Consider the following 11,498-nt stretch of genomic DNA (forward strand, 5'->3'; position numbering starts at 1 on the left):
ACCCGCCTCCCTGGCCCTGACCTGCACGAATGATCGTTCAGGGAGTCAGGGAGGCACGCAGGTCAGACCCCCGAAACACCCCTCCACACGACACCCCGAAGGGGGTGTCTCTGCCTCCCTGACCAACGTTCGGAAGGGATTCCGCATGTACCCCGAACACCCGCGCAACGTGCCCGTACAGCGGTCCGTGGAAGTCCACCAGCCCGCCCCGATCACGCCCACCGTGGACCCGTACGCGGCGCCCCTCGCCCCCGTCCAGCCGCACCCCGTCCCGGCGGTCGCGAGCGTCGTCCTGCCGGACGGCCGCGTCGTCACCGGCTACGCCGTGAGCCCCGTGCAGCCCGAACCGGTCGCGGCCAAACCGGCCGTCTCCCGCGCGGCGGTGAACGTCGCCCTCGGGGGCTTCGGGTTTCTCTCTGTGTGCGGCGGGCTGCTGCTGCTCACGTCGTTCATCACGGCCCTGGCCGCGCTGATCACCCAGCTCATCACACTCGCCGCCGTCATCTTCGGCGGATGGATCGCCGTGCAGGTGTTCAGCACGAGCGGCCACCGAGGCGGGACCACGGTCAACATCCGCAAAGCCGTCTTCAAGCGCAACCACTTCCACGGCTGAAGCCCAAGTGTGCGTGGCTGGACCAGCTAGGACTCCGGTCGATGGAGACGCCAGTGCCTACCAAGCCAAGTGCGGTGTTCCCGTTGCAGCGGGACTGCCACCGGCCTCCCCTGCAGACTCGCATACAGCGGATACGTGAGCATCTCCGCGCTTATGTCGAGCGTTCCTGTCGTGGGATTCACCGCGATCTCGCCCAGGTCGAAGAGACGGTGGATATCGCGGCGCAGCAGCAGCCCGCCGTGCTCGTGGTGCTCTCCGCTCTGGGCGTAGCTGTAGAGGTGGGCAGCTTCCAAGGCTGTAGCGGGTGCAGGGCCTGTGAAAGCACACAGCTCGCCTTGGTCGGCCAGCAGCCGCTTACGGAAGGCGCCTTGTCCTATGCGGACCCGTACGACCGACTCCCGGTGTCCTCCGGGAATGGCCAAGCGCGTCTCTTCCAGCACGTCGAGTTCAGCGACGTCGCCCGTGACAGCGGTCAGGGCGTTACGTAGCTTCTCCCATCGCGCGGGTCGCATGCTGTGCTGTGATCGCGGCGAGTCACACAGGGCCCGCAGTTCCGCCCCGGAAAGTAGCCCTCGCGCGTCCATCCAGGCCTTGCCATGGCGTGACTGGTAAGTCGTCACCTGCTTGGTCGTGCGGCCCGGGACATCGAATGACGCTCCGCAGTCATAACACCGGTACTGGGGCGCCTTCTGCTGTCTCCGCTTGATAGCTGCCTTGTCACAATGCGGGCAGTAATACAGCGGTTTCTTGCGAGTGTCCGTCTCGATGGTCTCGATGACAGAGACGCCGATCAGTTCCTTCCTGTCCCAGAGGGCGATCACGTCTCCCTCTGCCAGACGCGCGTGATTGGGAACCGTGCTGTCCCAGCTGTAGTGCTCCGCCGGATTGTCGTCGTACCCGTCGTTTCCGGCGTGCTCTCGCCTGTCCCCCAGAGCCAGCACCAGCCACGCAGTAGTCATTTCACCCCCAAGTTGTCATGACTCGGGGCGGTCGCCTCTCGCCAAAGATCGCGACCGCCCCGTCAACCAGCACCCAACAAGAGAACTGGAGACACCCCAGCATGACCCAACCCACCGACATTCGGCGAGCATCTGACCCGCCGCACATCCTGGCCCTGTGCGCCGGCTACGGCGGCTTAGAGGCCGCGATCCGGGCCCGCATCGGCGGCCAGGTCGCCGCCTACGCCGAGAACGACCCGCACGCCGCGACCGTGTTCGCCCACCGGCACCCCGGAGTGCCCAACCTCGGCGACATCCGCACCGTCGACTGGGACCAAGTCCGGGACGTGTTCCGGCCGGACGTGATCGGCGCCGGTTTCCCCTGCCGCAACACCTCCAACGCTGGACGAAGGGACGGGATCAATGGCCAGTGGTCGCGGGTCTGGAAAAATGTCGCTGAGGCTGTGGGCCACCTTCGACCGCGCCTCGTCTTCCTGGAAAACGTGGCGGCGCTCCGCTCGCGGGGGCTGGACGTCGTCGCCGCGGACCTGGCCGCGCTCGGGTATGACGTCCGGTGGACATGCGTACGCGCTGGTGACCCCGAAACCGGGGCCCCGCACGAGCGCGACCGCTGGTTCGCAGTTGCCCATCCCGCTGATGCCGACCCCCACCAGCTCGGACGGCACTGGCGGCCCGGGAACCTCACCGAAGCGCAAGGGCGGGATGAACCTGCGCACGGCGGTGACGAAGCTGCCGGCGCCCCCGGAGTCGTGAGCCTGCTGCCTACGCCGGCCGCCCGGGACTGGAAGTCCGGCGCGTCGAACCTGCTCGAACGCAACGCCCGGCCCCTCAACGAGGTCGCCGTGAATCTGCTCGCCGGCGTGGACACCACTCCCACCGGGCCGGTGCCGCTGGACAAACGGTGGGTGGCGAGCGACGGCACCGACTTCGGCCCCGCGATCCGCCGTTGGGAGCACATCACCGGGCGGCCGGCGCCGTGCCCGACCGAACCCGGCACCCGCGGCAACCGTCGCCTGTCCCCGCTGTTCACGGAGTGGATGATGGGCCTGCCCGAAGGATGGGTCACCGCCGTCCCCGGCATCCCCCGCAAGGAACAGTTGAAGATCCTCGGCAACGGCGTGGTGCCTCGCCAGGCCCACTACGCCCACGGATGGTTGCTCGGTACCGCCACGGCCAGGTCGTCGTGGGGGGTGGCCGCATGAGCACGCTGCCCGAACCGTTGGGGACCGCGCTGGAGCTGGCGGCTACCGGTGTGCCGGTGCTGCCGCTGCGTGCGAGGAAGGTGCCGTTCGGCAACTGCCACCGGTGCGCGCGGAACGCGTGCGGTGGCCGGCCGAACATGAAGACCCCCGGCCCCTGCGCCTGCCCGCAGCCGTGCCATAGCTGGGCCGCCGCGACCACCGACCCTGACGTCCTCAACTCCGTGGCGTGGGCGCCAGCGTGGCGGCACGCGGCGACGGTCGCCTACCATCCCGGGGGCGCCGGCGTGACCGTGGTCGACCTGGACGACCCCGCAGCCGTCCAGTGGGCCCGCGCCACCTTGCCCGCGACCCGGACCGTAACCACCACCCGGGGCGAGCACTGGATCTACCGGGGCACCATGACGTCATCGAACGCCGTACGGCCCGGCGTCGACATCAAGTCCCTTATGCAGTACGCCCGTTGGCTCGGTTCAGGCATGGGCGTCACAGCCGCTCTCCCGGACGCTGTGCGCGCGCTGGCCGTAAAGGAGCCGTCCCCGGCCCGCAGGGCGCCACAGAGCCTCACAGCGCCTGTGAGGGGCCATGGGGGCGAGTGCAGGCACCGCACGCCCGCCTACCTGGAGCGCGGGATCGCCATGGCCGAGCAGCGCATCACCGAGGCCCGCAGCGCCGTCCACGCGACCGTGTACCGCACGTTCCTCGCCGTGCTGTCCACGCACGGCCGGTGCGGCTGCCTCACCGACACCCACGTCAACCGGCTGTTCACCGCCGCGCAGGCCAAGGGCGAGACCCCCCGGCACTGCACGGACGCGTGGACCAACGCCCTGACCACGTTGGGACTGTGACCGTGTCCGACGACGACAAGAACCCCGCCCGGCAGGTCATCACCGACTACGCGCAGTCCCACTTCCGGTACTTCCGCACCGTTGACGGGACCGTGTATGCGCAGCGCACCGGCCACCCCGTGGCCCGCCCGATCCGCTCTCAGGGCACGACCGGCAGCCACCGCCAGGAACTCATGGTCGGCCTCTTCCGTGACGGGGTCGGCGTCTTCAATGGAACCGCCCTCAAGGAGGCACTGGACTTGATCGAGGCACTCGCCCTCACCGAGCAGGTACAGCCCACTCACATCCGCGTGGCTCCCGGCTTCGACGGGGCCACCTGGCTCGACCTCGGCCGCGACGACGGCCAGTCCGTCCGCATCCACCCCAGCGGCTGGGACATCCGCATCCCCGACCCCGAAGAGGTGTGCTGGCGGCGCACCCAGCTCACCGGCGAACTCCCCCTGCCCGCCCAGGACACAGGCGGCAAGGGCATCGACCTGCTGATGCGGCTGTGCAACTTCGCCGACGCCAAGACCGAGGCACTGGCCATCGCGTGGCTCATCGGCTGCCTGGAGCCGTCCGTGCCCGTCCCGGCCCCGTTCCTGACCGGCCCGCAGGGCGCCGGCAAGTCGACCGGCGGGCGGATGCTCGTACGGATCATCGAGGGCATGACCGGCGACCTGCGCAGGGCACCCAAGGACGAAGAGAACATGATCACGGCGGTCGCGGCCGGATGGATCACCGCCCTGGACAACCTCTCCCACCTGCCCCCGGACCTGTCCGACCTCATGTGCTGCGTCATCACCGGGGCCGAGAGCATCAAGCGCGCGCTGTTCACCGACGGCGACGTCGTGCGCTCCCGCTACCGGCGGCCCATGCTGCTGACCGGCATCGACGTCGGCGTGATCCGCCCCGACCTCGCCGAACGGCTCCTCACCCTGCGCCTGGAACGCCCCCGGGTGCGGCGCACCGAAGCGGAGCTGTGGGCGGAGTACGCCGAGATCCTGCCCGTCGTCCTCGGCTCCCTGCTCGACCTGACCGTCAAGGTCCGCGCGGTACAGGCCGAGACCCCCACCGATCTGCGCATGGCCGACTTCGCCCACCTGTGCGCGCAGCTCGACGCCGCCACCGGCTTCGGGACGCTGGACGCATACAGGGCCAGCCTGGACGACCTCAACGACGACGTGATCGAAGGCGACCTGCTCGCGCAGACGGTCCTCAAGCGCGCGGAGGAACTGGCCCCGGGCGAGGACGTGCGGATGACGTCGGCGGAGTGGCTGCACGCCCTCAGCACCCTCTACAGCGGCGAGGAATGCCGCCCCCTGCCCAAGGGCTGGCCCACCACCGGCAAGGTGCTCTCCGACCGGCTGCGGCGCATCCAGCCCACCCTTGCCGCGCGGGGCGTCCTGGTCGACTGGGGGCGCACCAGCGCCGCCCGCTACATCGAGATCACCCGCCAGGTCCCGCCCCCGCCGCCCGAGCAACAGCCCGCGTTCTGACCGCCCCGCCCGGACGGGCGGACAAGCAAGAGGAGCACGCCTCGCCGCGGGGTGCTCCTCTTGCTGTTCGGCGGCGACAGCCGCCCTGCACGGGTCGCGCCGCGAAGCGGCCCGTTCTTCAAGCCCTGAGAGACGACGCAACACCACAGAAACCACCCCCCCTCCTTTTCCTAAGTAGGGAAGATCTGCGTCACTGCGTCACCAAGGGCCCCACAGACGGCCGCTCACCTGCGGCGACAGCGGTGACGCAGACGGCGAATCCTGCGTCATCCCGCGTCATCGGCGTCACCCCGTGACGAGCGCCCGTGTCATCGGTGACACAGGATCGACCCCGCTGCGTCACCCGAACGCGCAGGTCAGAAGCCTGATTGACGCACGTGACGCGATGACGCAGAAATCCCCGCTTCGGACACAGCCACACCCAGCCGCACAGGTATGGAGACCTCAGCATGACCACGCCCACCCGGCGCCGCCGTACTCCGAAAGACGAACTGATCCCATTGCCAGAAGTGCTGGAAGAACTCGGCATCAGCCGCCCGACTTGGTACCGCTGGCGCGACCGTGGCCTTACTCCCGAGGCTCGCCGCACGCCGTCCGGCCGCATCTGCGTACGCCGCAGCGTTCTGGACGCCTTCAAGGACGAGCTGGAGGCCGCGTGACCGACTGGAGCTACACGGTCAAGTTCTGGGCCATCCGGAAACGCAACTACCGGAAGCCGTACCAACTGCGTTGGATGGTGGGCACCCGCGAACACGCGGAATCGTTCCTCACCCAGGGCCTGGCCGACAGCCGCCGTTCGGAACTCATGACGGCGGCCCGGAAGGGTGAGCCGTTCGACGTGGAGAGCGGCCTCCCAAAGTCCATGGTCGACCAGAACCGAGACATCTCCTGGTACGAGCACGCGCGCAACTACATCGCGATGAAGTGGGACGACTCCCCCGGCAACACCCGGCGGACGTTGGCCGAAGCCATGGCGACCGTGACGCCGGCGTTCGTGAAGGACACCAAGGGCATGCCCGACGCGCGGACCGTACGGAGCGCTCTGTACGGGTGGGCGTTCAACAAGAACCGGTGGGAAGAAGAACCGCCGGCCGAGGTGGCGCAAGTACTCGCCTGGTTCCAGCGGAAGTCGCTGCCTACGTCGGCCCTCACGGACCGGCTCTTGGTGAAAGCCGCGCTCAGGGCCCTGTCCAAGCGGTTGGACGGGAAGACGGCGGCCCCAGGAACGATCAGCCGCAAGCGTGCGATCTTCTACAACTCCCTTGAGTACGCGGTCGACGCCGAGTTGCTGACGGACAACCCCTTGGACCGCGTCAAGTGGAAAGCACCCGAGCAGGTCACGGAGGAAGTTGACCCGGCGTGCGTCCCAAATCCGGCGCAAGCCGCCAAGCTGCTGACCGCCGTGCGCGACCAGAGCAAACGGGGGCGCCGGCTCGCCGCGTTCTTCGGGTGCATGTACTACGCCGCCGCGCGGCCGGCGGAAGTGATCGGCCTACGGGTCACGGACTGCGACCTGCCGCGGCGCGGGTGGGGCGTGCTCCGGCTGCATGAAACCCGCCCCCGATCCGGCACCGCGTGGACGGACAGCGGTGAGGCACACGAGAAGCGGGGCCTGAAGCACCGCCCCCGGAAGGCAGTGCGGCCCGTGCCGATCCCGCCGGAACTGGTCGCGCTGCTGCGGTGGCACCTCACCGCGTACGGCACCGCGCCGGACGGCCGCGTCTTCCAGACGCTGCGGGGTGGACTCGTGCAGGACACCGGATACGGGGAGGTGTGGGCTGAAGCGCGGTCGCGTGCTCTCACGCCAGCCGAGTTCCACTCTGCACTGGCGAAGCGACCTTATGACCTTCGTCACGCCGCAGTGTCTACCTGGCTCAGCTCGGGCGTGGAACCACAGCTCGTGGCTGAGCGGGCGGGCCACAGTGTGGCGGTCCTGTTTCGCGTGTACGCCAAGTTCCTGAAGGACGGTGACGACGCGGCCAACGCCAAGATCTCCGCCCGATTGGAACGGAGCGTCTGACGCGGCGGAAATCCCGTCCGCGCTCCGTCCGCAGAGTCCGAGACGGGGCGTTCGAACGCGAGACAGGGTGAGACACCCCGCCCCTCGGGGCGACGAATGGCAAGAGGCCCGTGACCTGCCGATATCGCAGGTCACGGGCCTCATGTTCCCGTGTGGCGGCGCCAGGATTCGAACCTGGGAAGGCTGAGCCGGCAGATTTACAGTCTGCTCCCTTTGGCCGCTCGGGCACACCGCCGGGGTGGCCGCCCGTCGTACCGCCTTTCGGCGGTGCTCCGTGGCAACGACGTAAACAATACCTGATGCGGAGGGGTGCTCCGCCACCCGATTGATCGGCGCTCGGAGTGCCGGGGGTGGCTAGGCTTGTCCGGATGCGGCCAAGGACCTGAACGGGCCGGGTAGCCGCCACGTACGCCGGTACGCACGATACGCACCCCGATACAAGGAGCCACAGGACATGGCCGACTCCAGTTTCGACATCGTCTCGAAGGTCGAGCGGCAGGAGGTCGACAACGCACTCAACCAGGCCGCCAAGGAGATCTCACAGCGCTACGACTTCAAGGGCGTGGGCGCCTCGATCGCGTGGTCCGGTGAGAAGATCCTCATGGAGGCCAACTCCGAGGACCGGGTGAAGGCGATCCTCGACGTCTTCCAGTCCAAGCTGATCAAGCGCGGCATCTCGCTGAAGGCTCTGGACGCGGGCGAGCCCCAGCTCTCCGGCAAGGAGTACAAGATCTTCGCCTCCATCCAGGAGGGCATCTCCCAGGAGAACGCGAAGAAGGTCGCCAAGACCATCCGCGACGAGGGCCCCAAGGGCGTGAAGGCCCAGGTGCAGGGCGAGGAGCTGCGCGTCAGCTCGAAGAGCCGTGACGATCTGCAGGCCGTCATCACCCTGCTGAAGGGCAAGGACTACGACTTCGCGATGCAGTTCGTGAACTACCGCTAGGTTCGTCGGCCTTCGGGCCGCCGGTCGGGACCGGTACGGGGAAGGGCGGGCACCTGCCGGGTGCCCGCCCTTCTCGTGTTCCGGCTGCGGTCGGCGGGCCTGCCGGCCGTGCTCACCGGCGCCGTCAGTCGCGCGAGTTGCCGAACAGGAGGCGGTAGGCGATCAGGAGGACGAGCGATCCGCCGATCGCCGCGGCCCAGGTCGCGCCGTCGTAGAAGTCCTTGGTGATCGGGTGGTCCATCCAGCGGGACGAGATCCAGCCACCGATGAACGCGCCCGCGATGCCGATCAAAGTCGTGCCGATGAGGCCGCCCGGGTCACGCCCCGGCAGCAGGAACTTCGCGATGGCTCCGGCCAACAGTCCCGGGATGATCCAGCTGATGATGGTCATGCCGTGAACCTGCCCTTTCACGCTGTGCCCGCACTGTCCCGGCCATGTGATCTTGCTCCCGGCGAGGCCGGCTCGTGCGTCGTACGTCAGGCGTCGCGCGTGTGTCGTCCTTGCCGCACGCGTTCATGCCGTCTTGGTGGGGAGGACGTTCCGGCCACATCGGCCGGTTGCACTGATCAGTAGGGTGCTAGGCATGACAGCCTCCGGTTCCGGACTGCGCCGCACCCTCGGTGTGCGGGACGCCGTCGTCGTCGGACTCGGCTCGATGCTGGGAGCGGGGATCTTCGCCGCCCTCGCACCGGCGGCGCACGCGGCCGGGTCCGGGCTGCTGCTCGGGCTGGCCGTCGCCGCACTGGTCGCGTACTGCAACGCCATGTCGTCGGCTCGCCTCGCCGCCCTGTATCCGGCCTCGGGCGGTACGTACGTGTACGGGCGGGAGCGGCTCGGCGAGTTCTGGGGGTATCTCGCGGGCTGGTCGTTCGTGGTCGGGAAGACGGCCTCCTGTGCGGCGATGGCGCTCACCGTGGGCACGTACGTCTGGCCGGGGCAGGCGCACGCGGTGGCGGTCGCGGCCGTGGTGGCGCTGACCGCGGTGAACTACGGCGGTATCCAGAAGTCCGCGTGGCTGACGCGGGTGATCGTGGCGGTGGTCCTGGCTGTCCTCGCTTTCGTGGTCGTCGCGTGTCTGGTGTCCGGTGAGGCCGATGTCGGGCGGTCGGCCGTCGGGATCTCGGACGGTGCGGGCGGAGTCCTTCAGGCGGCCGGGCTGTTGTTCTTCGCGTTCGCGGGGTACGCCCGGATCGCGACGCTCGGCGAGGAGGTGCGGGATCCGGCGCACACGATTCCGCGCGCCATCCCGGTGGCGTTGGGCATCACGCTGATCGTGTACGCGTGTGTGGCGGTGGCTGTCCTCTCGGTGCTGGGGCCGGACGCTCTCGGGGACGCCTCGGCACCCCTGGCCGACGCGGTGCGCGAGGCCGGGTCGCCCTGGCTCGTGCCGGTGGTGCGGGTCGGTGCGGCCGTGGCCGCGCTGGGGTCGCTGCTCGCGCTGATCCTGGGTGTCTCGCGGACCACACTGGCCATGGCCCGGGATCGGCATCTGCCGGGCGCGCTGGCGGCCGTGCATCCCCGGTTCCAGGTGCCGCACCGGGCGGAGCTGGCCGTGGGCACGGTGGTCGCGATCCTGGCCGCCACGGTGGACGTCCGGGGCGCGATCGGGTTCTCCTCCTTCGGTGTACTGGCGTACTACGCCGTGGCCAACGCGTCGGCCTGGACGCTGGATTCGGCACCGGCGACGCGTGTGGTGCCGGTGGTGGGGCTGGCCGGGTGTGCGGTGCTGGCGTTCTCGCTGCCCGGGGTTTCAGTGGTCGTGGGCGCGGGTGTGCTGGTGGTGGGCGCGGTGGCGTACGGAGCGCGGCGGTGGGTGCGGGCGGGGGCCGGGCGGATGTAGCGGGCTTTCGGCTCCCGCTGGTCAGGGGCCTCTCATCGTGTCGGCCAGAACGGTAGGGGAAGACCGGCCTGTGGGGCGGGTGTTGTGGGTCCGGGCCGTCACTCGTATCGGCAACTGCTCGATCGCGGTCATGGGTTCATCATGCAGGCGGCCACCGACATCCGGGCCGGCCTGTGGACAACCCGTGGCCTGTGGAGACTCGGGTCTGTCGTCCCTGTGGAAAACGGGGGCGCGGCGCGTGGCCGTCAGCGCACCTCGAACGGCTCGTTCGTCCGCACGATGTCGCGGCCCAGCGGCAGCAACGAGACCGGGATGAGCTTGAAGTTGGCGATGCCGAGCGGGATGCCGATGATCGTGATGCACAGGGCGAGGCCGGTGGCGATGTGGCCGAGGGCCAGCCACCACCCCGCCAGCACCAGCCACAGCACGTTGCCGACGCAGGACGGCGCTCCCGCGTCACGGCGCTCGACGGTGGTGTACCCGAAGGGCCACAGCGCGTAGACGCCGATGCGGAAGGCCGCGACGCCGAACGGGATACCGATGATGGTGATGCAGAGGAGCAGGCCCGCGGCCATGTAGGCGAGGAACAGCCAGAAGCCGCTCAGGACGAGCCATATGACGTTCAGTACAGTCCTCACTGGTTCCCACCTGCCATCTTCTCGAGCCGGGCGATGCGATCTGCCATCGGCGGGTGTGTGGAGAACATCTTCGAGAGGCCCTGGCCGGGCCGGAACGGGTTCGCGATCATCATGTGGCTGGCCGTCTCGATGCGCGGCTCGGGCGGCAGCGGGAGCTGTTTGGTGCCGAGTTCGAGCTTGCGCAGCGCTCCGGCCAGCGCGAGTGGGTCACCGGTGAGCTGGGCGCCGGAGGCGTCCGCCTGGTACTCCCGGGAGCGGCTGATGGCCAGTTGGATGATTGAGGCGGCGAGCGGGCCCAGGATCATGATCAGCAGCATGCCGAGCAGGCCGGGGCCTTCGTCGTCGTCCGAGCGGCCGATCGGGATCAGCCAGGCGAAGTTGACCAGGAACATGATCACGGAGGCGAGGGCACCGGCGACCGACGAGATGAGGATGTCGCGGTTGTAGACGTGGCTGAGTTCGTGGCCGATGACGCCGCGCAGTTCGCGCTCGTCCAGGAGGCGCAGGATGCCTTCGGTGCAGCACACGGCGGCGTTGCGCGGGTTGCGGCCCGTGGCGAAGGCGTTGGGGGCCTCCGTCGGGGAGATGTACAGGCGCGGCATGGGCTGGCGGGCCTGGGTGGAGAGCTCCCGGACCATGCGGTAGAGCCCCGGGGCCTCGAACTCGCTCACCGGGCGGGCCCGCATCGCGCGCAGTGCCAGCTTGTCGCTGTTCCAGTACGCGTACGCGTTGGTGGCCAGCGCTACCAGGACGGCGATGACGAGCCCCATGCGGCCGAAGAAGCTGCCGATGACGATGATGATGGCGGACAGTCCCCCGAGGAGGACTGCGGTCCTGAGCCCGTTGTGCCGGCGGTGCACGGTACGCCCTCCAAGTGGTGCGGCAGGGGGACCCTTGCTTGCTGTTTCTGCGGTGCCACTGGTGCCGCTGTCCTACGTCCAGTGGACCCTCCCGTACTG

The 11,498-nt window shown here is 69.1% G+C and carries 12 protein-coding genes and 1 tRNA gene; 8 read left to right on the forward strand and 5 right to left on the reverse strand.

The genetic code is table 11. The annotated features are described in order from the left end of the window. The first annotated feature begins 145 nt into the window (after positions 1–145). Positions 146–613, forward strand: coding sequence for a hypothetical protein (locus ABEA82_RS08760; protein WP_345660781.1), 468 nt, complete (start codon positions 146–148; stop codon positions 611–613). A gap of 26 nt (positions 614–639) precedes the next feature. Here the strand turns inward: ABEA82_RS08760 and ABEA82_RS08765 are convergent, their stop codons facing one another. Then, complete coding sequence (locus ABEA82_RS08765; RefSeq protein WP_345660782.1) at positions 640–1,572, reverse strand: HNH endonuclease; 933 nt, start codon at positions 1,570–1,572, stop codon at positions 640–642. 101 nt (positions 1,573–1,673) lie between these two features. Here ABEA82_RS08765 and ABEA82_RS08770 point away from each other — a divergent pair, with 101 nt between their 5' ends. The 5 genes from ABEA82_RS08770 to ABEA82_RS08790 all read left to right on the forward strand — a co-directional run bounded on the left by ABEA82_RS08770 (position 1,674) and on the right by ABEA82_RS08790 (position 7,117). After that, entirely contained in the window at positions 1,674–2,774 is a 1,101-nt protein-coding gene (locus ABEA82_RS08770; RefSeq protein ID WP_345660783.1) for a DNA cytosine methyltransferase, read from the forward strand. Continuing rightward, on the forward strand, positions 2,771–3,619 hold the full coding sequence (locus ABEA82_RS08775) for a bifunctional DNA primase/polymerase (protein WP_345660784.1): 849 nt from the start codon (positions 2,771–2,773) through the stop codon (positions 3,617–3,619). Before ABEA82_RS08770 ends, ABEA82_RS08775 begins: the two co-directional genes overlap by 4 nt. Positions 3,620–3,621: 2 nt before the next feature. Further along, positions 3,622–5,097, forward strand: a complete 1,476-nt coding sequence (locus tag ABEA82_RS08780; RefSeq protein ID WP_345661006.1) for an ATP-binding protein — start codon at positions 3,622–3,624, stop codon at positions 5,095–5,097. A gap of 449 nt (positions 5,098–5,546) precedes the next feature. Next, entirely contained in the window at positions 5,547–5,756 is a 210-nt protein-coding gene (locus ABEA82_RS08785) for a helix-turn-helix transcriptional regulator (RefSeq protein ID WP_030671993.1), read from the forward strand. Next, complete coding sequence (locus ABEA82_RS08790) at positions 5,753–7,117, forward strand: tyrosine-type recombinase/integrase (RefSeq protein WP_345660785.1); 1,365 nt, start codon at positions 5,753–5,755, stop codon at positions 7,115–7,117. Before ABEA82_RS08785 ends, ABEA82_RS08790 begins: the two co-directional genes overlap by 4 nt. Positions 7,118–7,270: 153 nt before the next feature. On the opposite strand, the gene ABEA82_RS08795 is transcribed toward ABEA82_RS08790, so the two are convergent. Then, positions 7,271–7,352, reverse strand: a tRNA-Tyr gene (locus tag ABEA82_RS08795). Positions 7,353–7,571: 219 nt separating this feature from the next. Between ABEA82_RS08795 and ABEA82_RS08800 the strand changes: the two genes are divergently transcribed. Next, positions 7,572–8,060, forward strand: a complete 489-nt coding sequence (locus ABEA82_RS08800) for a YajQ family cyclic di-GMP-binding protein (protein WP_003992309.1) — start codon at positions 7,572–7,574, stop codon at positions 8,058–8,060. Between the two features lie 124 nt (positions 8,061–8,184). On the opposite strand, the gene ABEA82_RS08805 is transcribed toward ABEA82_RS08800, so the two are convergent. After that, positions 8,185–8,451 carry a GlsB/YeaQ/YmgE family stress response membrane protein gene (locus ABEA82_RS08805; protein ID WP_345660786.1) on the reverse strand — a complete coding sequence of 89 codons (267 nt, stop codon included), beginning with the start codon at positions 8,449–8,451 and terminating at the stop codon, positions 8,185–8,187. Between the two features lie 193 nt (positions 8,452–8,644). On the opposite strand from ABEA82_RS08805, the gene ABEA82_RS08810 reads away from it, so the two are divergent. Continuing rightward, positions 8,645–9,901, forward strand: coding sequence for an APC family permease (locus ABEA82_RS08810; RefSeq protein ID WP_345660787.1), 1,257 nt, complete (start codon positions 8,645–8,647; stop codon positions 9,899–9,901). Between the two features lie 245 nt (positions 9,902–10,146). Here ABEA82_RS08810 and ABEA82_RS08815 read toward each other — a convergent pair whose 3' ends face one another. Then, complete coding sequence (locus tag ABEA82_RS08815; RefSeq protein ID WP_345660788.1) at positions 10,147–10,539, reverse strand: YccF domain-containing protein; 393 nt, start codon at positions 10,537–10,539, stop codon at positions 10,147–10,149. Next, positions 10,536–11,399, reverse strand: a complete 864-nt coding sequence (gene htpX / locus ABEA82_RS08820; protein WP_345660789.1) for a zinc metalloprotease HtpX — start codon at positions 11,397–11,399, stop codon at positions 10,536–10,538. Before htpX ends, ABEA82_RS08815 begins: the two co-directional genes overlap by 4 nt. Between the last annotated feature and the right edge of the window lie 99 nt (positions 11,400–11,498).

This window comes from Streptomyces venetus, assembly GCF_039540295.1.
Classification (GTDB): Bacteria; Actinomycetota; Actinomycetes; order Streptomycetales; family Streptomycetaceae; genus Streptomyces; species Streptomyces venetus.